This is a genomic window from Oceaniradius stylonematis (assembly GCF_965223445.1).
GTDB lineage: Bacteria > Pseudomonadota > Alphaproteobacteria > Rhizobiales > Rhizobiaceae > Roseitalea > Roseitalea stylonematis.
Window position 1 is genome coordinate 1758553 of record NZ_OZ244994.1, and the last position, 23338, is coordinate 1781890.

Annotated in this window: 22 protein-coding genes and 1 tRNA gene; 12 read left to right on the top strand and 11 right to left on the bottom strand. The window is 65.0% G+C overall.

Annotation, left to right across the window (positions count from 1 at the left end):
• Window positions 1–6 precede the first annotated feature (6 nt).
• Window positions 7–909: a carbohydrate kinase family protein gene (locus tag ACOQOU_RS08630; RefSeq protein ID WP_306025443.1), complete on the top strand. Its 903-nt coding sequence runs from the start codon at window positions 7–9 to the stop codon at window positions 907–909.
• A gap of 265 nt (window positions 910–1174) precedes the next feature.
• Here the strand turns inward: ACOQOU_RS08630 and ACOQOU_RS08635 are convergent, their stop codons facing one another.
• Window positions 1175–2080: a LysR substrate-binding domain-containing protein gene (locus ACOQOU_RS08635; protein ID WP_109765683.1), complete on the bottom strand. Its 906-nt coding sequence runs from the start codon at window positions 2078–2080 to the stop codon at window positions 1175–1177.
• 112 nt (window positions 2081–2192) lie between these two features.
• Here ACOQOU_RS08635 and ACOQOU_RS08640 point away from each other — a divergent pair, with 112 nt between their 5' ends.
• The 9 genes from ACOQOU_RS08640 to ACOQOU_RS08680 all read left to right on the top strand — a co-directional run bounded on the left by ACOQOU_RS08640 (window position 2193) and on the right by ACOQOU_RS08680 (window position 11472).
• Complete coding sequence (locus ACOQOU_RS08640; protein WP_306025442.1) at window positions 2193–3218, top strand: D-cysteine desulfhydrase; 1026 nt, start codon at window positions 2193–2195, stop codon at window positions 3216–3218.
• 11 nt (window positions 3219–3229) lie between these two features.
• Window positions 3230–4435, top strand: a complete 1206-nt coding sequence (locus ACOQOU_RS08645) for a DegT/DnrJ/EryC1/StrS family aminotransferase (RefSeq protein WP_306025441.1) — start codon at window positions 3230–3232, stop codon at window positions 4433–4435.
• Window positions 4432–5220 carry an aspartate/glutamate racemase family protein gene (locus ACOQOU_RS08650; protein WP_109765685.1) on the top strand — a complete coding sequence of 263 codons (789 nt, stop codon included), beginning with the start codon at window positions 4432–4434 and terminating at the stop codon, window positions 5218–5220. Before ACOQOU_RS08645 ends, ACOQOU_RS08650 begins: the two co-directional genes overlap by 4 nt.
• On the top strand, window positions 5214–6176 hold the full coding sequence (locus ACOQOU_RS08655; RefSeq protein ID WP_109765686.1) for a glycine betaine ABC transporter substrate-binding protein: 963 nt from the start codon (window positions 5214–5216) through the stop codon (window positions 6174–6176). Before ACOQOU_RS08650 ends, ACOQOU_RS08655 begins: the two co-directional genes overlap by 7 nt.
• 84 nt (window positions 6177–6260) lie before the next feature.
• Window positions 6261–7289: a quaternary amine ABC transporter ATP-binding protein gene (locus ACOQOU_RS08660; protein WP_109765687.1), complete on the top strand. Its 1029-nt coding sequence runs from the start codon at window positions 6261–6263 to the stop codon at window positions 7287–7289.
• Complete coding sequence (locus ACOQOU_RS08665; protein ID WP_306025440.1) at window positions 7289–8866, top strand: ABC transporter permease; 1578 nt, start codon at window positions 7289–7291, stop codon at window positions 8864–8866. Before ACOQOU_RS08660 ends, ACOQOU_RS08665 begins: the two co-directional genes overlap by 1 nt.
• 20 nt (window positions 8867–8886) lie before the next feature.
• Entirely contained in the window at window positions 8887–10197 is a 1311-nt protein-coding gene (hisD, locus tag ACOQOU_RS08670) for a histidinol dehydrogenase (protein WP_306025439.1), read from the top strand.
• 4 nt (window positions 10198–10201) lie between these two features.
• Window positions 10202–11185 carry a YeiH family protein gene (locus tag ACOQOU_RS08675; protein WP_306025438.1) on the top strand — a complete coding sequence of 328 codons (984 nt, stop codon included), beginning with the start codon at window positions 10202–10204 and terminating at the stop codon, window positions 11183–11185.
• A gap of 131 nt (window positions 11186–11316) precedes the next feature.
• Window positions 11317–11472, top strand: a complete 156-nt coding sequence (locus ACOQOU_RS08680) for a hypothetical protein (protein WP_306025437.1) — start codon at window positions 11317–11319, stop codon at window positions 11470–11472.
• Between the two features lie 16 nt (window positions 11473–11488).
• Here the strand turns inward: ACOQOU_RS08680 and ACOQOU_RS08685 are convergent.
• The 5 genes from ACOQOU_RS08685 to ACOQOU_RS08705 all read right to left on the bottom strand — a co-directional run bounded on the left by ACOQOU_RS08685 (window position 11489) and on the right by ACOQOU_RS08705 (window position 15301).
• Window positions 11489–11565 (bottom strand) — tRNA-Arg (locus tag ACOQOU_RS08685).
• Complete coding sequence (locus tag ACOQOU_RS08690; protein ID WP_109765804.1) at window positions 11527–13377, bottom strand: SulP family inorganic anion transporter; 1851 nt, start codon at window positions 13375–13377, stop codon at window positions 11527–11529. Before ACOQOU_RS08690 ends, ACOQOU_RS08685 begins: the two co-directional genes overlap by 39 nt.
• A 73-nt stretch (window positions 13378–13450) precedes the next feature.
• Entirely contained in the window at window positions 13451–14338 is an 888-nt protein-coding gene (locus ACOQOU_RS08695; protein WP_306025436.1) for an MBL fold metallo-hydrolase, read from the bottom strand.
• Between the two features lie 22 nt (window positions 14339–14360).
• Window positions 14361–14798, bottom strand: coding sequence for a DUF6691 family protein (locus tag ACOQOU_RS08700; RefSeq protein ID WP_109765693.1), 438 nt, complete (start codon window positions 14796–14798; stop codon window positions 14361–14363).
• Between the two features lie 2 nt (window positions 14799–14800).
• A complete protein-coding gene (locus ACOQOU_RS08705) occupies window positions 14801–15301 on the bottom strand; it encodes a YeeE/YedE family protein (protein ID WP_109765694.1) in 501 nt (166 codons plus the stop codon).
• Window positions 15302–15356: 55 nt separating this feature from the next.
• Between ACOQOU_RS08705 and ACOQOU_RS08710 the strand changes: the two genes are divergently transcribed.
• On the top strand, window positions 15357–15704 hold the full coding sequence (locus ACOQOU_RS08710; RefSeq protein WP_306025435.1) for an ArsR/SmtB family transcription factor: 348 nt from the start codon (window positions 15357–15359) through the stop codon (window positions 15702–15704).
• Between the two features lie 9 nt (window positions 15705–15713).
• Here the strand turns inward: ACOQOU_RS08710 and ACOQOU_RS08715 are convergent, their stop codons facing one another.
• Window positions 15714–16877 (bottom strand): M20 aminoacylase family protein, encoded by a 1164-nt coding sequence (locus ACOQOU_RS08715; RefSeq protein ID WP_109765805.1) that lies wholly within the window; start codon window positions 16875–16877, stop codon window positions 15714–15716.
• 172 nt (window positions 16878–17049) lie between these two features.
• Between ACOQOU_RS08715 and ACOQOU_RS08720 the strand changes: the two genes are divergently transcribed.
• Complete coding sequence (locus ACOQOU_RS08720) at window positions 17050–18237, top strand: D-alanyl-D-alanine carboxypeptidase family protein (protein WP_306025434.1); 1188 nt, start codon at window positions 17050–17052, stop codon at window positions 18235–18237.
• Window positions 18238–18246: 9 nt separating this feature from the next.
• Here the strand turns inward: ACOQOU_RS08720 and ACOQOU_RS08725 are convergent, their stop codons facing one another.
• The 4 genes from ACOQOU_RS08725 to ACOQOU_RS08740 all read right to left on the bottom strand — a co-directional run bounded on the left by ACOQOU_RS08725 (window position 18247) and on the right by ACOQOU_RS08740 (window position 23314).
• Complete coding sequence (locus ACOQOU_RS08725) at window positions 18247–18483, bottom strand: sulfurtransferase TusA family protein (RefSeq protein WP_109765696.1); 237 nt, start codon at window positions 18481–18483, stop codon at window positions 18247–18249.
• Window positions 18484–18490: 7 nt separating this feature from the next.
• Entirely contained in the window at window positions 18491–19699 is a 1209-nt protein-coding gene (locus tag ACOQOU_RS08730; RefSeq protein ID WP_196780290.1) for a murein L,D-transpeptidase family protein, read from the bottom strand.
• Window positions 19700–19880: 181 nt separating this feature from the next.
• Window positions 19881–21497 (bottom strand): bifunctional phosphoribosylaminoimidazolecarboxamide formyltransferase/IMP cyclohydrolase, encoded by a 1617-nt coding sequence (gene purH, locus ACOQOU_RS08735; protein ID WP_306025433.1) that lies wholly within the window; start codon window positions 21495–21497, stop codon window positions 19881–19883.
• Between the two features lie 116 nt (window positions 21498–21613).
• Window positions 21614–23314 (bottom strand): heparinase II/III family protein, encoded by a 1701-nt coding sequence (locus ACOQOU_RS08740; RefSeq protein WP_158585190.1) that lies wholly within the window; start codon window positions 23312–23314, stop codon window positions 21614–21616.
• Between the last annotated feature and the right edge of the window lie 24 nt (window positions 23315–23338).

Genomic DNA, 23338 nt, shown 5'->3' on the forward strand with positions numbered 1-23338 from the left:
TGCGCGATGAAGGCGTCCATCCTGGTGATCGGCAACGTCAACTTCGATCTCGTTCTCGGCAAGATCGACGACTGGCCGGACTTCGGAACGGAGATCGTCGTTGATCGCAGCGAGATGCGGGCCGGCGGTTCCGCCGGCAACACGGCCCTCGCCCTCGGCGGCATGGGAATCGGCCACCGCTTGATCGCGGCCACCGGCGATGACGTTTTCGGCGCGTGGCTGCGTGACGCATTCGACGAGGAAACCTGCGACTGGATTGTCAGCCCGGGCGCGACGACGGTGACCGTCGGCATAGTCCACGCCGACGCCGATCGGGCCTTCTTCACAACGCCCGGACATCTGATGCGCGCGGACACGCGCTTTGTCATGCGCCGGCTGACCAAAGCACCGCATTCGCGTGCCTGGGCGATCATCTCCGGCGGCTTCCTGATGCCGGACCTGATGCAGAACACGGCCGGCTTGATCGGCAAGCTGAAGGCGCTGGGATGGCGGGTTGCCATCGACCCCGGATGGCCGCCGGACGGGTGGAGCCAAGCCGTCCGGTCCATGATGCGGCAATGGCTCGCGACGGCCGATGCCAGCCTCTTGAACGAGGACGAAGTCGTTCAACTGGCCGATGCTCAAAGCGTTGAAGCTGCCGCGGAAGAAATTGTCGCACGCGCCGGCGCCGACCACCTTCTCGTCCTCAAGCGCGGCCCCGATGGCGCCCGTGCGCACCATCGCGGCGCGATCCGCGAAGCAACAGCCCCCGAGGTCGAAGTCATCGATACGGTCGGCGCGGGCGACACGTTCAATGCCGCTTTTCTCGCGGCGCTGGCCAATGGCGATGATGTTGCGACGGCGCTGGCACGCGGCGTTCGTACGGCGAGCCGGGCCATCTCGACATCTCCGAGACGCTATGGCGATTAGAGCACTTCATCGTGCGGCTGAACCGGTCTCATGAAAGGCTGGTCTATGCTGCGACCATGACGTGCCGAACGGCTGTGTAATCCCCCAACGCTTGGAGCGACATGTCCTTGCTGGCCTGGGTCGCCCCTTGGTGACTCAGAAAGGCAGCCGACCCCCGGCATGGATTTGGGCCTCCGGCTGGCCGACCCGATGGACAGCGGATTTTGGCGGGAATTGCGATGGCACCGGGCTCCGACGCACCGAGGCCGCCGCAAGTCTCCCCGGTCTACGGCACGACGGCGCCGGCGCGCGAAAGCGCGTTCCAGATGCGGGCGTGCAAGTCCGGCGCGTCCTCGGCGCGCTTGCGCGCGACGATCTGCATCTCCAGGCCGCCGAGCTGGCCGCTGAGATCGCTCAGCCGTTCGTCTCGAAGATCGGCCTGCGCGAGAGCCTCCGGAACCCAGGCGACGCCGACGCCGGCGGATGCCATCTGCATGGCGGCCAATGTCAGCGCCGTCTCCGCGACGATGTTGAGCCGGCACTGACGTTCGAGGCGCGGGAAGATTTGGCGTTCAACGACAATGCCCAGAAACACGTCGGCGGGATAGGCGATCACGTCCAGACTGCCGGTGTGAAAACGCCACAGCATCTCTTTGACGCTCTGCGTCCCGTAAACCGGGATGAGCCTTTCGTTTGCGATGAAGGCCTCCATCGTCATTGCGGCGCGGTGGTCGGAATTGTCAGAGTCGAGACTGTAGGTAATCGAGAAATCGGCCTGGCCGGTGAGCAGCAAGGCCTCGCATTCGTCAAGGTTGGCCGACCGCAGACGCACATGTGCCTTGCCGAGGCCGGAAATCAGCTTGACGATCTGTGGGCCGAGCGAGGCGGTGATGGCGTGCTGGCAGGCGACAACCACCAGGCGTGAACCCGACTGGCTCTCCGTCTGGATCTTCTTGATCAGACTGCGCTGCTGGCGCGCCGCCTGCCGCAATTGCTCCTCGTGATTGCGCAAGGCGGTCGCAGGCCGGTTCGGCTTCGACCGGCGGTCGATCAGTGTGACATCCAGCAATATCTCAAGTGTCTGGATTCGTCGCGAAAACGCCGATTGCGAAACATTGCGCATCGCTGCCGCTTCCACGACCGATCCCGTATCGAGCAGCGCAATGATGTCGTCGATCCAGTCAATCCTCATGCTGACTCACTCCAATATGCATTTCTTGCATGTTATGGCTTCAAAAATGCATTTGAATGTCTGGAAACACCGTGTCAACATCCTTCGAAAGTCCAAATAGGAGATGTCATTCATGCATTTTTCGCGTTTTCCGCGGGTGCATCTGGCACACTTGCCGACCGCACTTGAGCCCATGGATCGGCTCTCCGAGACGCTTGGCGGTCCACGTATCTGGATCAAGCGCGACGATTGCACCGGCATGTCGACCGGCGGCAACAAGACGCGAAAACTCGAATTCCTGATGGCGGAAGCGCAGGCTCAGGGTGCCGATCTGGTGATTACCCAAGGCGCCACGCAATCCAACCACGCGCGCCAGACCGCCGCGTTTGCGGCGCGCCTGGGCATGGATTGTCACATCCTGCTGGAGGATCGGACCGGCTCCAAGGACCCGAACTACAACAACAATGGCAACGTCTTCCTGAATTTTCTGCACGGGGCAACGGCCGAGAAGCGGCCCGGCGGCCTCGACATGAACGCGGAGATGGCGGCGGTCGCCGACGGATTCCGCGCGAGCGGGCGCAATGTTTATACGATCCCGGGGGGCGGGTCGAACGCGACGGGCGCTTTGGGCTATTCCAATGCGGCCATGGAACTGGTCCAGCAGGCCAATTCCATGGGCTTGAAGATCGACAGGATCGTCCATGCAACGGGCAGCGCAGGCACCCAGGCCGGGTTGATCGTCGGGCTGAAGGCGATCAACGCCAACATTCCGCTTCTCGGCATCGGCGTCCGGGCGCCGAAGCCGAAGCAGGAGGAAAACGTCTACAAACTGGCCGTCGCAACGGCCGAAAAGCTGGGCTGTCCGGGCGTGGTCGCGCGCGAAGACATTGTCGCCAACACTGACTATGTCGGCCAAGGATATGGGATTCCGACGCCCGAATGCCTGCAGGCCATAGAGATGTTCGCGCGGCTGGAAGGGATCCTGCTGGACCCGGTCTACTCCGGCAAGGGCGCGGCCGGCCTCATCGACCTCGTCGCCAAGGGCGAATTTGCCGACGATCAGAACATCGTCTTCCTCCACACCGGCGGCGCGGTCGCGCTGTTCGGCTATACCGACGCATTCGGCTACGAAAAGCCGGTCATGCAGGCGGCCGAGTGAGCGGAGGCACGGTGTTGGACCCCTTCCGCGGCAGTTTTACGCAGCAAGAGGCTCTGCCAGAAGCGGCGGTGGCGGCCGCCATCGACGTGATGCGCGGCGGTCGCCTTCACCGGTACAATGTCGCGGAAGGCGAACAGAGTTCCGTTTCGCGTCTCGAGCGTGCCTTTGCGGACTATCAGGGCGCCAGATACTGCCTCGCCTGCGCGTCGGGCGGCTATGCGATGTCGCTGGCTTTGCGGGCCGCTGGCGTCGGGCCCGGAGACCGGGTTTTGACCAACGCATTCACGCTGGCCCCGGTGCCCGGTGCGATCGCCGGCGTCGCAGCCCGGCCCGTTCTGGTCGACATTACCGAAGACCTTGTCATCGATCTTGAAGACCTGCGGCGCAAGATCGCATCGACCGGCGCCAGGGTTCTGCTGCTGTCCAACATGCGCGGTCATCTGTGCAACATGGACGCGCTCGTCCCCCTTTTGGATGATGCCGGCATCGTGCTCATCGAGGATTGCGCCCATACGATGGGCGCCGGCTGGAACGGCAGGCCCAGCGGCAGCTTCGGCCTGGCGGGGTGCTTCTCGACCCAGACCTACAAGCATCTCAACTCCGGTGAAGGCGGGCTGCTGACCTCGGACAATGCCGAATTCATGGCCCGCGCGATCATGCTGTCGGGCTCCTACATGCATTATGAGCGCCATGGCGCCGCGCCCCCCAGGGAGGCATTCGACGCCATCAGGCTTGAAACGCCGAACATGTCCGGCCGCATGGACAATCTGCGCGCCGCGATATTGCTGCCGCAACTGGCCGCGCTTGACGAGAACACCCGCCGCTGGAACGCGCGGTACGACCTTCTGGCAACCCGCCTCTCCGCAATTCCCGGTGTGGTCCTGCCGAACCGCCCGCAGGCAGAAGCCTATGTCGGCAGCTCGATCCAGTTCCGTCTTCCCTGGGTCGACGAGGCTTCTGCCAGGGAATTCATCGCCGCCAACAAGGCCCTGGGTGTCGAACTGAAATGGTTTGGCGATGCCGACCCGATCGGATTCACCTCCAACCATCACAGCTGGACCTACATCGAACCGCAAGACCTGAAACAAACCGACCGGGTTCTTGCCGGCCTGTTCGACATGCGCATCCCGCTGACCTTCACGCTCGACGATTGCGAGCATATTGCCGGTATCATCGCCCACACGCTGGCCCACATCTCGTTGGACGGGGCAGCATGACATCCCGAAAAGCCACAATCGGCGTTCTGGGCGGCATGGGCCCGGAAGCCACGATCCTGTTCATGCAGAAGATGCTGGACGCCGTGCCCGCCAATGACGATTGCGACCATGTCCCGCTGATCGTGCACAACAACACGCAGGTGCCGTCGCGGATCAGGGCACTGATCGAAGACGGCGGTGAAGCCCCGGGGCCGGTGTTGGCTGCGATGGCCAAGGATCTCGAGGGCGCCGGCGCCGATGCGCTGGCAATGCCCTGCAACACCGCACATCACTATGCGCCCGTGATCGCCGAGGCGGTTTCGATCCCCTTTCTCGACATGGTGCGGCTGGCATCGGGCAAGGCGCTAGAGCAAACGGCGCCTGGCGCGCGCATTGGCGTTCTGGGGTCGCCCGCCTTGCAGGCCACGCGTGTGTTTGAGGGTCCTTTCGCGCAGGTTGGCCTGACGCCGATCTACGGCAACGACGCCGACGCGCGTCTTGACATCATCCGCAGCGTCAAGAAGCGCGGCGTCACGCCAGACGCGATCGGCGCCTTGCAGGTCTCAGCCGATCGCCTGGTGGAGCGCGGCGCCGATGTTCTGATGGTCTGTTGCACCGAGTTCTCACTGATTGCCGACCGTTTGCGCAACAAAGCGATGCTGTTCGACACGCTCCAGGTGCTCGTCGATGCATGCGTCGCGTTCTCAACCGGCGACTCCCAATCCAGCGAAGCAGCGCGCGGGTCGAGCGCAGCTTCCGTGCCCCCAAAATCCGACCATCTGGGAAAGGAAAACCTGCCATGCTGAACAGCAAATCCCGACTGATGATCGCGACGGCGCTCGTCTCGATGAGTTCCGTTTCTGCGGCCCAGGCCGCCGATCTGGTGCTTGGTGTGCCGAACTGGCCGGCAGCCAACGCGACCTCCAACATCCTCAAGGTGGTCATCGAAGAGAATTTCGGCCTGGAAGTGGAGCTGCAAAGCGGCACAAACCCGATCATATTCGAAGCCATGGATGCCGGCTCGATGCACCTGCATCCGGAGGTGTGGCTGCCCAACCAGGCCAATCTCCACAACAAATTCGTCAACGAAAACAAGACCGTCGTGATGAACGAGAACCCGGTTCAGGCGGTACAGGGCATGTGCGTGACACAGCACACCGCCGACACCTACGGCATCACCTCGATCAATGACCTGACCGATCCCGACAAGATGGCGATCTTCGACAAGGACGGAAACGGGACGCCGGAAGTGTGGATCGGTGCGCCGGGCTGGGCATCGACGGTCATCGAGAAGATCCGGGCCAAGTCCTATGGCTACGATCAGACCATGGAGCTGAAGGAGTATGACGGCACCGTCGCATGGGGTGAGCTGGGCGCAGCGGCAGCGGCTGACGAGCCATGGATGGGCTTTTGCTACGAGCCGCACTTCATCTTTGTGGCCTACGACCTTGTCTATCTCGACGAACCGCCGCACGATCCGGACACATGGACCATCATCCAGCCGACCGACGACCCGCAATGGCTGGAGAAGTCGTCGGCATCGACCGCATGGAAGGGCGCGACGCTTCATCTGCACTACGCGGCGTCCATCCGCGACGACTTCCCTGAAGTCGCCGCGATGCTCGACAGCTACCAGATGCCGCCGGAAGTGCTCAGCCAGGCCGGCTATGCCTTGTCCGTCGAGGATGTGGACGTGGAAGAGTTCGCCAGGAACTGGGTGGCCGAGAACGAAGACATCGTGCTCGGCTGGCTGACGAACTGACCTTGTCGCCGGACTGTCGCGGAACGCCCGTTCCGCGACAGCGCCCCACCGGGCAGACGCCCTGACAATCCACTGCGAGTTCATATGGCTGAGACCGTCGTCGAACTGTCCAATGTCTGGAAAGTTTTTGGTGAGCGTGCCGATGAGACGATCGCCGATGCCGAACGAACCAACCTCTCCAAGACCGAGGCTCTGGAGAAGTACCAGACCGTCATCGGCGTGCGCAGCGCCTCGTTTTCGGTCGCCCGCGGCGAGATCTTCTGCATCATGGGGCTGTCCGGCTCGGGCAAGTCGACGCTCGTTCGGCACGTGAACCGGCTCATCGAGCCGAGCGCCGGTTCCATCAAGGTGCTTGGCACCGATGTCGGGGCGATGGGCAATGCCGAACTGCGCCAGATGCGGGCCCGCCACATCGGCATGGTCTTCCAGCACATGGCACTGATGCCACATCGCTCGGTGCGCGAGAACGTCGCCTATCCGCTTGAAATCCGGAAGATTCCCAAGTCCAGGCGATGGGCGATTTCCGACTACACGCTCGGACTGGTCGATCTGACCGGCTACGAAGACCGCCTGCCACGCGAGCTGTCCGGAGGCATGCAGCAGCGCGTGGGTATCGCCCGGGCGCTTGCCAGCGACCCGGAAATCCTGCTGATGGATGAGCCGTTCTCGGCGCTCGACCCGCTGATCCGGCTGCAATTGCAGGACCAGTTCAAGGCGCTTGTGCGCGACCTCAACAAGTCGACGCTGTTCATCACCCACGATCTCGACGAGGCCATCCGCATAGGCCACCGAATTGCGATCATGAAGGACGGCGTCATCGTCCAGATCGGCACCCCCGAAGAGATCGTCACCAAACCGGCCGACGACTATGTGCGCGAATTCGTGCAAGGCATTTCCCGGCTGAAACTGGTGCGGGCACACACGATCATGGAGCCGCTGGCCGATGGCTCAGCATCGGCCGGCGCCATCCGCGTCGAAGGCGACCAGGACCTGGATTCGCTCATCGACGTCGCCGTTGGCAGCGAACATCCGTTGATTGTCACCGAGGCCGGCCAGGATGTCGGCATCATCACCAAGACCACATTGCTGCGCGGCATTCAGGGAGGCCGGTGATGAACGTTCAACCATCGCAAACCGACGTGCAGGCTCCGGCCGCCAAGGCGTCGTCGGTCAAGGATATCGAGGTCGATCGCAACGAGCTGGATCGCTCCATTGCCGACTTCGTGGATCGCAATCCCGACTATTACGCAAACGCGTTCCACACCATTCACGACACAACGGCCGGAATACCGCGGACCTTCAACTGGGCCGCCGCCCTTTTCGGCCCGTTCTGGTCGGCAGCACGCGGCGTGTGGGGTTTCTTCTGGGCCTTCTTGATTTTGGAGATCATCGCCTGGGTGCAGATCGGACGCGGCACCTGGGGTGAATTGGGCGCCGACGCCATGGCGCAAGCCGAGCGTCAGGCGGCGCGCGCCGAGGAGTTTCTCCTCCAGGCGCAGGCAGCGCGCGATGCCGGCGAGGACCCCAGCCGGTTCGAGACACTTGCAAGCAATCTCACGCGGGCCGCCGAGCGGAGCCGCGAGACGGCCGAAGCGGCGGCCGCCGACGCGTTCATGATCCTGCTGTCCGGATTGGCGTTGCTTGTCGTTTTGCGTCTTGTACAGGGCATCTGGTCGAACGTCGTCTATGAGAAGCAGTACTCCCGCTGGCGCGTGGCGCCGGGCGCCGTACCCTCGGGCTTCCGCACGCCCAACATCGTATTCGGAGTTGCGCTTGGCCTGGTCATCATGCCGCTGACCGTCTACCGCTTCACCATAGAGAACATTCCGGACTGGCTGACGGCGTTTCCGGCCGATCCGGACCATTATGGCGCAACCGCGCGCTGGCTCGAAGCGGTGATCGACGATGCGGCGCGCAGCGGCGCGGGCGCGTTCGACGGCATCGTGCTTGTCGTCCGGCAAATCCTCGACACCATCTCCCTTGCCCTGATCGGCACACCCTGGCCGGTGATCATGGCCGTGATCTGCGTCTTTGCCTGGCGCGCGGCAGGTCCTCGCGTGGCGATCTTCACGGCCGCCGCGCTCGCCTATATCGCGCTGCTGGGCTATTGGGAGATCGCGATGGAGACGGTTGCGCTCGTCGGCGCCGCGGTGGTCCTGTGCGTCGTCATCGGCATTCCGCTGGGCATCTGGTTCGGCAAATCCCAGCGCGCCTACAGGTTCGCCGAACCGGTTCTCGACCTGATGCAGACATTGCCGGCTTTCGTCTATCTGATCCCGATCATCGCATTCTTCGGAACGGGCAATCCGCCCGGCATTCTGGCAACGATCATCTTCGGCATGCCGCCGGTGATCCGCCTGACCGCGCTCGGCATGCGCGGCGTGCCCGAGAGCATCAAGGAGGCGGCAACCGCGTTCGGCGCTTCGCGCTGGCAGTTGCTGAAGGATGTGGAACTGCCGCTCGCCCTTCCTTCGATCATGACCGGCGTGAACCAGACAATCCTGATGTGCCTGTCCATGGTGGTCATCATATCGCTGATCGGCGGCGGCGGGCTCGGCAAGGTGATCCTCGAAGCGTTGCAGTTCGCCGCCAAGGGGCCCGGTCTTCTGGGAGGGTTCGCCATCCTGTTCGTCGCCATGGTCATCGACCGCATCGTACAAGGCGCGTTCCGCCGCGCCGATCACAGGTAGAATGGGGCCAGAAAGCGTCGATGACGATCGAATATCTGAAGAAGGCCGACCGGCGGGCCGAGACCGGCCAGTCCGATCTGCAGGCCACGGTGCAGGCCTTGCTCACCGAAATCGAGCAGGGCGGGGATGCTGCCGCACGCGCCCATGCGCAGAAGTTCGACGGCTGGACGGGCCCGGCCCTGGTGCCGCAGGACGCCCTCGACGCGGCCGCGCACCAGGTGCCGGACAAGCTCAAGGCGGATATCGGCTTCGCCCACGACAATATCCGCCGGTTCGCCGAGGCCCAGAAGGTCACGATCCAGCCTTGCGAGCTGGAGGTTCAGCCGGGCTTCTTCGCCGGGCAGAAGCACATCCCGGTCTCGGCCGCGGGATGCTACGTCCCCGGCGGACGCTACAGCCATATCGCCTCGGCGATCATGACCATCACGACGGCTAAGGTGGCGGGCGTCGATCACATCACCGCATGCTCGCCGCCAAAACCCGGCATCGGTATCCCTCCGGCGATCCTCTACACGATGCAGCTGTGCGGCGCGGACGCCGTTCTGAACATGGGCGGCGTGCAGGGCATCGCCTCCATGGCGTTTGGTCTGTTCGGCCTGCCCAGGGCCGACATGCTGGTCGGACCCGGCAACCAATATGTCGCCGAAGCCAAGCGCCTGCTGTTCGGCCGGGTCGGCATCGACATGTTCGCCGGTCCCACCGATTCGATGGTCGTCGCCGATGGGGCCGCCGACCCGCATCTGGTGGCCTGGGATCTCGCCGGGCAGGCCGAACACGGCTACAACTCGCCTGTCTGGCTGGTGACCGACGACCGCGCGTTGGCCGAATCCGTGATGCGGCTCATGCCGACCATCATCGCCGAGCTGCCCGAAACGAACGCGAAGAACGCGGAAGCCGCTTGGCGTGACCATGGCGAGGTCATCCTGTGCTCGGACCGGGAAGAAATGGCACAGGTTTGCGACGCCTATGGCCCCGAGCACCTGCACGTTCAGGCGGCCGATCTCGACTGGTGGCTGGGCCGGCTTCGTTCCTATGGCTCGCTGTTTCTCGGTGAGGAAACGACGGTGGCCTTCGGTGACAAGGCCGCCGGACCCAATCATGTCCTTCCGACCTCGGGGGCGGCCCGGTACACGGGCGGGCTTTCGGTGCACAAATACATGAAGACGGTCACCTGGCAGCGGGCCACGCGCGACGGCGCAAGACCCGTCGCCGAAGCGACGGCGCGCATCTCGCGCCTCGAGGGCATGGAAGGCCATGCCCGCACCGCCGACATCCGTCTTGCGAAGTTCTTCCCGCAGGAATCCTTCGATCTCGCCGCATCGGCGGATTGACGGCGTGCTTGCTCCGTTTGCAGCCTTGCGGCACGGCTATCGCGGGCTGATCGTCGTCGTTACCGTCGCACTGTGCGCGGGCTTTCTGTCCGACCACTACGGCGCGCCGGTGATGCTGTTCGCCCTGCTGATCGGCATGGCCTTCCACTTCCTCGCCGACAATGAGCAATGCAAGGGCGGCATCGACTTTGCCGCCAAGACCCTGTTGCGCATGGGTGTTGCCCTGCTCGGCTTCCGTCTCAGCTTCGGCCAGGTGGCGGAGCAGGGCTGGCTGTCGGTCGCGGTCATTGTCGGCCTCGTGGTGATGACCATTGCCAGTGGCTGGCTGTTTGCGCCTGTCCTCAAACGGTCAACCCAGCTCGGCTTGCTGACGGGGGGCGCGGTTGCCATCTGCGGCGCATCCGCTGCGCTGGCCATCGCTGCCGCGATGCCAAGGCGCGCCGGCCTCGATCAGGATACGCTGTTCACCGTGGTCGCGGTCACCACCCTGTCGACCGTCGCCATGATCGCCTATCCGATCGTGTTCTCGATGCTCGGCTACACCGACCTGCAGGCCGGCTTTCTGATCGGCGCGACGATCCACGATGTGGCTCAGGTCGTTGGTGCCGGATATTCGATCAGCGACGAAGCCGGCAACATGGCGACCTTGACGAAGCTCAAGCGGGTGCTGCTGTTGCCCTTGGTGATCATCGCCATTGCGGTCTTCTTCCGGGCGCCCGAAGCGAATGGTGTCGGCGTGCCCCTTTTCGTGGTCATGTTCATCGTCTTCATGGCGATCAACTCTCTGGGCGTCCTTCCCGAGCCGTTTGTTGCCGCTCTTGTCGAAACAAGCCGCTGGATGCTGATCGCGGCGATCGCCGCGCTTGGCGTGAAGACCTCGCTCGGCGCAATGGTCGGGTTGGGCGGGCGCCATGTCGCGCTGGTTTGTCTTCAGACCATCCTGCTGCTCGCTGCTGCCATGGCGATCGTCAGCTTCATCGGCCCTTGAGCGGTGCCGTCACTGAAAGCATCGGACCGGCGAGCGGGCGCCTCGCGCCTCAGACAGCGCGGCATGACATGCGCTCAAGGCAGCCAAGACCCGCCGGCGCGTCCGTGGCGGCCGGACGGTCAACGCCGGTCATGAAAGCGTACCGGAACCAGCGGCTGGGCGACCGGATCGCCGAGACCGTCGTGGTGCGGACGCGGTCCGCGCCCGCCGTCGCCGGCAAACAGGATACGCCGAGGGCCAATGTCCGCTTCTCGATGGGACGCGGCTCGGACTTCGTCGATACGTAAGGGGCCGGGTCTGATCTGGCGATCCCGACAGGATTCGAACCTGTGACCCTCAGATTAGGAATCTGATGCTCTATCCTGCTGAGCTACGGGACCGTCGCCGTCTCGCTTATCAAATGCGTCGGGCAAATCCAACTCGGCATCCGCTTTGTCGTAGCGGGGCTGGCCGTCGCCATTGACCGGCCTGGCCGAGGACAGGGTGCACAGCGCCTGATGCTGGCTGAGGAAGACTTCACCGGTCAGATCGTCGAGGAAATGGCTGCGCTTGAGCCGGTCCATCACCGGGCCTTTGACCTCGGTGAGATGGAACTTCACGCCCAGCGCCTCGAGCCGTTCATTGATCGCCTCAAGCGATTCCAGCGCGCTCATGTCGATGGCGTTCACCGCGGGACAGGCAAGGACGACATGCTTGAGCTCGGGATGGTCGGCAACCATGGCGTAGAGCTTGTCCTCGAGATAGCGCGCATTGGCGAAATAAAGGCTCTCGTCGACGCGAAGCTGCAAGATGTGCGGATCGGTGATCACCTCGTGGCGCTTGACGTTGCGGTAGTGCTCCGTGCCCGGCACCTGGCCGATCACCGCCATGTGCGGCTTGGACGTCTTGTAGAGGTGGATCAGCACCGACAGGAGCACGCCTGCCGTCACGCCGGCCTCGACGCCGATCACAAGGGTGACCAGAACGGTGGCGGCGACCGCGACGAAGTCGGCCTTCGAATAGACCCATGCCGTCCGGAAGATCGAAAAATCGACCAGGCTGAGGACCGCGACGATGATCGTTGCCGCCAGCGTTGCCTGCGGCAGAAAGGCGATGAACGGCGTGATCGTCAACGAAGCGATGGCCAGTCCGATCGCGGTGAACGCGCCGGCTGCGGGCGTCCGCGCCCCGGCGTCGAAATTGACGACCGAGCGGGCAAAGCCGCCGGTGACCGGATAGCCGCCGGTCATGCCGGCGCCCATGTTGGCCATGCCCAGGCCGATCAGTTCCTGATCCGGGTCGATGCGCTGGCGCCGCTTGGCGGCCAGCGTCTGGGCGACCGACACCGATTCGACAAAGCCGATGATCGAGATCAGCACCGCCGGACCGGCGAGCGCCAGCCATAGATCGGGCGAAAAGGACGGTTGGGTCAGCGGCGGCAGGCCGCGCGGCACGTCGCCGACGAGCTTGACGCCCGCCTCTCCAAGGTTCCAGTACCAGGCGGCCAACGCAGTGACCGCAACGGCGAAGACCGGGCCGGTGCGTGCCAGATGTCCGGCAAGGCGTTCTGCTATGCCGATGCGGACAAGGATCGGCTTCAGCCCGCCGCGCACCCAGAACAGGAACGCGGTGGCCGCGACCCCGATGACAAGCGTGATCCAGTTGAGCGCACCCAGATCGGCGATCAGGCTGCCCAGGATCTCGGGCAGCGTGTGGCCGTGGGCGCTGACGCCGAGCAGATGTTTGAGCTGCGAGGCAGCGATCAGGATGCCCGACGCGGTGATGAAGCCGGCAATAACCGGATGCGACAGGAAGTTGGCGACGAAACCGAGGCGCAAAAGCCCCATCGCGACGAGAAGCGCGCCCGACATGAAGGCCAGCGTCAAAGCGGCGATGATATAGTCGGAGGAACCGGGCTCGGCGACCTTGCCGATCGCCGCCGCCGTCATCAGCGAGACGACCGCGACCGGGCCGACGGCCAGCGCCCGCGAGGTGCCGAACAGAGCGTAAAGGACGATCGGCACGATGGAGGCGTAGAGGCCCATTTCGGGCGGCAGACCCGCCAGCAGCGCATAGGCGAGCGATTGCGGGATCAGCATGATGGTGACGATCACCGCGGCGACCAGATCGCCGGTCAGGGTCTCGCCATCATAGCCGCGCCCCCAATCGAGCACCGGGAAATAGCGCTGCAGGAGATGAGGCGGCTTGCGCATCACATCGGGCCTTCTCTTGAATTGTTTCGGGATGCTGCGGCCCGGACGCCGTCCGGGCCGCAACGCTGGCCGCTCAGAGCTTGTTGAGCGGAACCTTCAGCATCGGGTTGCCGTCCTTGTCCGTGGGAACGTCGCCGGCGCGCATGTTCACCTGCAGCGACGGCAGGATCAGCTTGGGCATGTCGAGCGTTTCGTCGCGCGCCGTGCGCATGGCGACGAACGCATCGCGGCTCTTGCCGCCGCCGACATGGATGTTGTGCGCCTTCTCGTCGGCGACCGTGGTCTCCCACTTGATGTCGCGGCCGTTCGGACCGTAATCGTGGCACATGAACAGGCGGGTCGAATCCGGCAGCGCCAGAACACGCTGGATGGAATCGTAGAGCACGCCTGCATCGCCGCCGGGGAAATCGGCGCGGGCGGAACCGCCATCGGGCATGAACAGCGTGTCGCCGACAAAGGCCGCATCGCCGATCACATGGGTCTGGCAGGCCGGCGTGTGGCCGGGCGTCGCCATCACATGGGCGGTCATCGAGCCCACCTGATAGGTGTCGCCGTCGGCGAACAGCCGGTCGAACTGCGAGCCGTCGCGCTGGAACTCTGTGCCCTCGTTGAACACCTTGCCGAACGTGTCCTGGACGATCGTGATCTGGTCCCCGATGCCGATCTTGCCGCCAAGCTTCTCCTGAAGGTAGGGCGCCGCCGACAGATGGTCCGCATGGACATGGGTCTCGATGATCCACTCGACGGTCAGGCCGTTGGCCTTGACGTGTTCGATGATCTTGTCGGCGCTGTCATAGGACAGCCGGCCGGCCGCATAGTCGATATCGAGCACCGAATCGACAATGGCGCAGCTGTTGCTTGCCGGGTCCTTGACGACATAGGAGATCGTGTTGGTCTGCGGATCGAAGAAGGCCGCAACGTCCGGTTTGACCTGCATGTCGGGCTGGAACTGAAGTGTCATGATGGGACTCCTTTTATGCCGCTTACGCAGAAGCGGTCTTGCTGAGCATGGGACTGAGCGCGCTGCGCGCGACGATGATGCCGGCGGCCATCGCGATGACGAAGACCGGAACGGCCGGCTGGCCGAGCCCGAGTGCCGGGATGGCGCCGCCCGGGCAGAAGCCGGAGATACCCCAGCCGACGCCGAAAAGGGCGGAGCCGCCGATCAGCCGCGCATCGAGATCGGTGCGCGTGGGCAGGGAGTAATTCTTGGCGAACAGCGGCCGGGACCGCGTGCCGAAGACGATACGATAGCCGATCGCCGTGGTGACCAGCGCGCCGCCCATCACGAAGATGAGACTGGGGTCCCAGGTGCCGGCGACGTCGAAGAAGTTGATCACCTTGGCCGGATTGGCCATGCCGGAAATGGCGATCCCCAGGCCGAAGACGGCGCCGATGAGAAGGGCTGAAACGATATGCATGATCAGGCAACTCCGACCGAAAGAACGTGACGCATGACATAGACGGTGATGCCCGTCGTGATCATGAAGGTGATGGTGGCGACGATCGAGCGCGGCGACAGGCGCGCCATGCCGCAGACACCGTGACCGGACGTGCAGCCCGAGCCGAAATGTACGCCGATGCCGACAATCAGACCGCCGACGACCATGGCCCAGACCGGCACGGGAACCGCGAACGGCACGGTTCCGCCGGCAAACAGGAACAGGGCCGGCGCGATGACGGCGCCCGCCAGAAACGCGGCGCGCCACTGCCAGTCGCTGACGGCTGGCGGCAGAATGCCGGCCATGATGCCGGTCATCCCGGCAACGCGGCCATGCAGCGCCATCAGCGCGATGGCGGCGACGCCGATGAGAAAGCCGCCCAGAAGCGACATGAAGGGGGTGAATTCGGTGGCCATGAAGCTTTCCTTGATCCCAACCGGTTGAACGGGGCTTTCCGCCCTTTTCGCAGCGCCTGCTTGCACCGCGATGATCCGATAGTTATATTCTCATCAGTTAATATTCAAGAGGTCTTATATAATGGATGTCGAAGAGCTCGAACCGCATATCGCCGAGGCGGCCCGGCTGATGGAAATGCTCTCCCAGCCGGTGCGCCTGCGCATCCTGTGTGCGCTGTCGGAACAGAAATGGAGCGTGGTCAAGCTGGCCGAGGCGGTCAACCTGTCACAGCCCGCCATGTCGCACCATCTGCGCAAGCTGCGCGAGGCGGGCCTGGTCAAGACAGAGCGTGATGCGCAGACGATCTATTATTCGCTGCAGGGCCGCGAAGTGACCGAGGTGCTCGCTGTCCTGCACGATCTTTACTGCCCGCGGGGCATGGACGGCGAAGCCGCCGCTACCGGTCAGGAAACCCAGAAAGCCGAATGACGCCCGCGCTCAGCGCGCGGGATTGGTTTCGGCGAGCTTGGCCCAGAAGCTGATGCCGGCCGGAATGATCTGGTCGTTGAAATCATATTCGGGGTGATGCAGTCCGGCGCTGTCGCCGTTGCCGATCATGATCATCGCGCCCGGCCGGGCGTTGAGCATGTAGGAAAAATCCTCCCCGCCCATCATCGGTTTGATGTCGGTCGGCACCGTTCCCTGCCCTGTGATCTGCTCGGCCGCATCGGCCGCGATCATCGTCTCGTCGGCATGATTGACCGTCACCGGATAGCCGCGATGCCATTTGATATGGGCCTCGGCGCCATGCGCCTCGCAGATCCCGTGCGTGATGGCGTGCAGCCGTTCCTCCCCCAGCTTGCGGACATCCTCGTCGAGCGTGCGCACCGTTCCCGCCAGAACGGCGGTTCCGGGAATGACATTGTAGGCCGTACCGGCATTGAACTTGGTCACCGACACGACGATGGACCCGACCGGGTCGGTGTTTCGCGAGGCGATCGATTGCAGCGCCGTGACGATCTGCGCGCCGATGACGATCGGATCGATGCTCTTTTGCGGCATGGCGGCGTGGCCGCCCTTTCCGGTCACCGTGATCGTGAACTCGTCGGTCGCCGCGCACAGCGCGCCCGGCCGGATGACGAACGCGCCCGCATCGACGCCGGGCATGTTGTGCATGCCGTAGACGCGGTCGATGCCGAAGCGTTCCATCAGCCCGTCCCTGACCATCTCGTTGCCGCCGCCGCCACCCTCTTCGGCCGGCTGGAAGATGACGACCACCGTGCCGGCGAAATTGCGCGTCTCGGCCAGATATTTGGCCGCGCCGAGCAGCATAGAGGTGTGTCCGTCATGGCCGCAGGCATGCATCTTGCCGGCGATGGTCGATTTGTGCGGCACGTCCGTCGCTTCATGGATCGGCAGCGCATCCATGTCCGCGCGCATGCCGATCGTCTCGCCTTCGCCCCGATTGCCCTTGATGACGCCGACGACGCCGGTGCGGCCAAGACCGGTCACCACCTCGTCGCAGCCAAAGGCGCGCAGCTTGTCGGTGACGAAGGCGGCCGTGTCGTGCACATCGAACATCAGTTCGGGATGGGCGTGCAGATGGCGGCGCCATCCGCTGACTTCATCCTGCAGTTCGGCGGCGCGGTTCAATAAGGGCATAAAGGCTCTCTCTCGCTGGGACCGGGACACGGCCTGTCTGATCTGGGCTCCATATAGCGCGCCGCTCGCGCCGATGTCATCATTTCGCGGTTGCCATGACCGGGCACGATTTGTTTGATGGCGCAACGGAGCCGCGCGGGATGCGGCGCAAACGGGCTGGCCGGGGAACATGATGATCGCACCAACTGCACGCAGGACGATGCCGGCGCGGACCGCAGCCGCGCTGGTTCTGGCGCTCGGGCTGCCGATCGCCGCCGAGGCCGCGCCGGCGCTGGTCTTCGAGCCGGCAACCGGGTCGGTGCTGCATCACGAGCAGGCGCACGACCTTTGGAGCCCGGCCTCGCTGACCAAGCTGATGACCGCCTATGTCACGTTCCGTGCGCTCGAGGCCGGCGAACTGACCTTGCGCTCGCCGGTGCGCGTCACCGCCAACGCCGTCTCCACGCCGCCGAGCCGGATGGGCTATCCGTCCGGATCGATCATGACCGTCGACAATGCGATCAAGATGGTGATCGTCCGCTCGGCCAACGACATCGCCGTCGCGCTCGGCGAGGCGGTGGCGGGCAGCGAGGCGGCGTTCGTTGCACGCATGAACGAGGAAGCGGCGCGCCTTGGCATGACGAACACCAACTTCGTCAATCCGCACGGGCTGCACGACGAACAGCAATATACGACCGCGCGCGACATGGCGGTTCTGGCCCGCGCGCTGAGGACCGAGTTTGCCGACCGCGCCGACTATTTTTCCATCGAGGCGATCAGCTTCGGCGAACAGCTGATCCCGTCCTACAATCTGCTGCTTGGCCGCTTCGAGGGCGCCGACGGCATGAAGACCGGTTTCGTATGCGCATCGGGCTTCAATCTGGTCGCATCGGCAACGCGCGGGGGCCGCACGCTGGTCGCCGTGGTGATGGGCACCGAAAGCCAGAAGGAGCGCGCCGAAAAGAGCGCGACGCTGCTGCAGGACGGTTTCAGCGCCGAAGCGGCCACCACCGTCGATCTCGACAGCGTTCCGGGAACCGACGCCGACGGCGTTCCCGCCGATCTGCGGCCGGTCGTGTGCACCGACGAGGCGCGTGCCGCCCGCTGGGACGGGCGCGATGTCGATGGCAACATCGTCTTCGACACTGCCCTCATAGGCACGATGGACCGGGAACCGCGCGCCGCGCGGGTCGGACTTGGAGGCGCCGAAGGCGCCAGCATGACCGCGATCGTGCTGGGCGGCGCGGCGATCGACGCCTATCCGGTGCCGGCGCCGCGGCCCTATCGGCCGTCGCTGGCCAGCGAGGCGGAGATGGAACGTTACCAACTGCGGCCCGGCTTCGATGTGCCGGTGCCGGCGAGCCGCCCCGAAAGCGGGTAGCGGCGCACGTCAGCCCCGTTCAATCAGGAAGCGGTGGCCGTCATCGACGCTCTCGGTCTCGATCAGGCCGTGGCCCCTCTCGCGGCAGAAATTGGGAATGTCGATCACCGCGAGAGGATCGCTTGTGCGCACCCAGAGCCGCTCGCCGGCCGCCATGGCGCGCATCCGCTTCTGCGTTTTCAGCACGGGAAGCGGGCAGTTCAGCCCGCGCAGATCGTAATCGTCGGACAGTGCCTCTCCGCTCATGGCGCGGTCACTGCAACGGCCGCGAGGCCGGCAGGGGAACCCCGGTTCCGGCGCCGGAATCCGGGGCGACGCCCGGCGCAGCCTGAGCCGCCTGCGGGCCGGAATTGGCGGTGATGCCCGATCCGCTGGACGTCGCAATGATCGGGCCGGCCGTGCCGGGCGTGATCGCCGTCAGCGGCGTCGACTGGGCCGATGACGGCGCGGATTGTCCTGCAGGCTGAACGGCGGGCGCCGGCTGAACCGATGCCTCGGGCGGCTGGCCGACGGTCGGCAATACCTCGGCCGGCGTGAGCGGTTCGACCTGGCGCACCGGCGTCGGCGGCAGGTCCAGAAGTCCGGTCATGCCCTCGCTGAGATCGAGCGGACGGCCCTCGAGGCGCGCCACGGCGCGCTCGAACTGCAGCGCGTGCTGCTGCTTGAGCTGGTTGTAGGCGATGGCCAGCGGCGCCGGCATCGTCGTCTGCGGGCACTGCGCAGCCGCTTCGAAGTCGCCGTCCTCGGGGATCTGGTTGAAGATGTATTTGCGCTCGCAGACATCGACCTTGGGCGGCGTGCGCGTCAGCTCGAAATGGTCATAGCCCGATTTGAGCATCTTCCAGTACTCGAAATGCGGGCTGTCGCGGTGCGCGGCCATGTTTTCCGGCGTCATGCGGAACGGGAAGGCCTGCACCTGGAACTCGTTCTGCCGGCCGCCGCGCAGCGCCTCGCGCGCGAACGCGTAGATCTCGGTGATGTACTTGTCGGTCATCGCGTAACAGCCGCGCGACGAACAATCTCCGTGCACCATCAGGAACGAGCCGGTGCGGCCATGCGAGCGGTCGAACGCATTGGGAAAGCCCAGATTGAACGACAGATGATAGCTCGAATTGGGGTTCAGAAGGTTCCGGTTGACGAAGTAGAACCCTTCCGGGCTCTGCCGGTCGCCTTCCCGGAATTTTGGTCCCTTGTCGCCGGAAAACTCGCAGATCTCATAGGTCTTGACGAGATCGTAGCGGCCGGTGTCGGTCTGCTTCCAGACCTCCAGCACCTCTTCTTCCTTGAAGATGCGCATCATGATGGGCGATGACTTGGTCATCCCCTTGGCGCTCATGATGTTGACGACATCGCGCGGCAGCGGCGCCTCGGCGGCAAGGTTCAGCACGTCGCTGCCCTGGCACGAGGCCAGCGCGACCGCTGCCGACAGCGCCAATGCGGTGAAAGCCGAACGCACACGCATGTTAGAGGTCCCGATAGTCGCTTCCGATCCACGCAATATAGTTGACGGAAAGTTACCGCAAGGTTTCCCCGTACCCATCACGAACATGTCAGACGGGCGCGGCATTCCCGGCGCCGCACCTTAGCCGCGAATGCGGCAAACCGATGGCAAAACCATGGCGCCGAGCCGCCCGGTCGTCGGGTCAGTGGCGGAAATGGCGGGTGCCCGTGAACACCATGGCGATGCCGTGCGCATCGGCCGCCTCGATCACCTGATCGTCGCGCATCGAGCCTCCCGGCTGGATGACCGCTGTCGCGCCCGCCTCGACGGCCGCCAGCAATCCGTCCGCGAACGGAAAGAACGCGTCCGAGGCAACCACCGATCCCTTGGTCTTCGGCTCGGCGAGACCGAGCGCCTCGGCGGCGTCGACCGCCTTGCGCGCGGCGATGCGGCTTGAATCGACACGGCTCATCTGGCCTGCGCCGATGCCCACGGTGGCGCCGTCGCGCGCATAGACGATCGCGTTCGACTTGACGTGTTTGGCAACCTGGAAGGCGAATTTCAGATCGTTCATTTCGCGCGTGTCCGGCGCGCGTTTGGTGACGACGCGCAGGGCCATGTCGTCGACGACCGCCGCGTCGCGCCCCTGTTTGAGATAGCCGCCGGCGACCGGCCGGACGACGAAGCCCGGCGCGCGCGGATCGGCGAGCCCGCCGGTCTGCAGAAGGCGCAGATTGGGCTTGCTCGCAAAAGCCTCGCGCGCGCCGTCGCTGATCGCCGGCGCAATGACGACTTCGGTGAAGATCTCAAGCACGGCGCGGGCGGTTTCGGCGTCCAGTTCACGGTTGAACGCGACGATGCCGCCGAACGCCGATGTGCGGTCGCAATCGAATGCGGCGCGATAGGCGTCGATCAGCGTTCCGGCGCGCGCGACGCCGCACGGATTGGCATGCTTGATGATGGCCACCGCCGGCGTCTCCGCGCCAAACTCGCTGACCAGCTCGAAGGCCGCGTCCGTGTCGTTGATGTTGTTGTAGGAGAGCGGTTTGCCCTGCAGTACCCTCGCCGTGGCAGCGCCCGGACGGGTCTCGCCGGTCAGGTAAAGCGCTGCCGCCTGATGCGGGTTCTCGCCATAGCGCATCGTCGCGACACGGCGCCCGCCCAGCGCATCGAGCGCATCGAACGGTTCGGCATCGAACGCCGTCTCCATCCACCGCGCCACCGCGGCGTCATAGCTGGCCGTCCGCTTGAACGCCTTGACCGCGAGGCGGCGGCGCGTGGCGAGATCGGTCGTGCCCTTGCCGTCCGACAGATGCCCGAGCACCATGTCGTAGTCATCCGGGTCGGTGACGATCGCCACATGGCCATGGTTCTTGGCCGAGGCCCGCACCATGGCCGGGCCGCCAATGTCGATGTTCTCGATCGTCGTCGCCTCATCGCCGCCCGCCGCGACAACCTCTTCGAACGGGTAGAGATTGACGACGATCAGATCGAAGCCCTCGATGCCATGTTCGGCCATCGCCGCCTGATGGTCGGGATCGTTGCGCACGGCCAGAAGCCCGCCATGCACCTTGGGATGCAGCGTCTTCACCCTTCCGTCCATGATTTCAGGGAACCCGGTCACTTCGGAAATGTCGGTAACCGCGAGCCCGGCATCGGCCAGTGCCCGGCGCGTCCCGCCGGTCGAGACCAGCGCGACGTCCATCTGCGCGAGCGCGGTCGCCAGTTCGACCAGCCCGGTCTTGTCGGACACCGACAATAGCGCCCGGCGCACGGGCACGCGGTCGGGCGGTGCGATGGTCTTGGCGGCGACGGCCATGGGCGGGCTTCCTCGGCTGGGACGGATGATGGCGCCCGCTTATCATGGCGCCACGCCGATTGCCCACCGCCAGCCCGCCACGGCCGGTCCGCAACGCACAGCAAATCGTCGGGCTGTCAGTCGGACAGTCGCTCGAAGCGCCAGCTCACCCGTTCGGTCTCCGGCCACTCGATGCCGATCGCGATCTGCGCCGTGCGCACGGGGCCGGCGACGGCCGCCAGAAAGAGGCTTTCCTCGATCGCGGCGGGCGCACCGATGGCGCGGAACGCCCAGCGTTCGCCGCTTTCGAGAGAGAGCAGGAACGTGTTGGCCGCCTGCGTCGCGCTCACGCGCACGCCCGGATGGAAATGAAAGCGCAATTGCGCCGCAACCGCATGCGGCTTGCGGCCGGAGGGCGGGCGCAGCAGATCGTACCCGTCGACACGGCCGCCATCGGGCCGGACTGCGATGCCGCGTTCATGCACAAGGCCAAAGACGCGCTGATAGCCGTCATGTTCGGCCGAAAAGCCGGTCATGCCGTCGCTCTGCCAGTCGGAGACCGCGACCCGGCGCGGACCGGACACCGCGCGCCAGTCATGCCTTCGGGGCGCGCCGGCGAAGCGGCGAAAGCGCGCCGACGACACATCGCCCACCGAAAGCGTCGAATGGGCGGCGGTGGCGCGGGCGACCGGCCCGAAATCAGCCCGCAGCAGCCGGTCGACGCCCAGATTTGTGACGATCCGGCCGCGCAGCGTCGACAGTTCGAAGGCCAGCGCGCTGGCATGGCAGTTCGCCCCGTCAATGCCCTTCGGTATCGTGCCGGTGTCGGCGATGATCACCGTGTCGCCGGCCTCGAGCCGATAGTAGCCGCTCTGGACCGCATGCGGCCCGGTCTTGCCCTCGGTCTGGTCGAGCCGCAGCACGGCGGCGATCAGGTCTGTCTTGTCATATCCGGCACCGTGGAACATCGCCAGATGCCCGTCGCGGTGGCGCATGGCACGCAGGCGCGGAAACATCCGGTCGACGGCACGCACCAGTTCGGGCGGCACCGGCCGCGAGGCGGCCACATAGCATTGCGCCAGCGGCAGAAGATCGGCGAGCAGTTCGGGCAGATGCGCCGGGTTGCGGCTGACATGGGCACCGTCTGGCAGGATCTGGCGCTTGAGCTGGAATTCGAGCTGCCGGGCAATGCGCTGCTGGCGGCGCTCGGCCGTCGGGATGGCGAGCGAAGCGACCGACAGGGCGATCAGCGCCTGTAGCGTGTCGATGCAGTCCGGATAGCCGCGCAGCGCGTTGCGCAGATATCGAACCTGCCGCGACAGCGACATCATGAAACGGCGGTAGAAACCGTGCTCGCTGCTCTGCAGAAAGAAGCGGGCGTGCTGGATCCAGGCAATCAAGCGGCTGGCGGTGGTCGGCAGGTCGTAGGCCGGTTCGCGCAGCCGCTTGCCGTAGCCGCTGATCCAGTCCTCGATCAGCGCGCGTGCCTGCGCTGCCGCAAGATCGGTGTTGGCGTCGGCGAGATGGCGCAGCCACCGGAAGCCGTGAAGTTCGGCATACCAGGCCGCCGATGGCGGCTCCGCCAGAAAGGGCGACTGGCTGCCGGTCTCGACCGTGCGCCCGCCGAAGCTGTAGCGCCCCTGATAGAAGTCGCGCGCCAGAAGCGGATCGCTGGGCCGCAGGCATGACGGCGACAGCAGCAGCCGCGCCGGAACCGGGCCGACAAGCTGCCAATTGGTGATCGAGCCGGACTGCAGCCGGTAGCGCAGCCGTTCCCACAGCAGGCCGGTGCTGACTCCCCAGTATCCCGGCTGCGCATTCCAGCGAGAACGTGCCACGGCTTCCGCCCCGATTCCCCAATC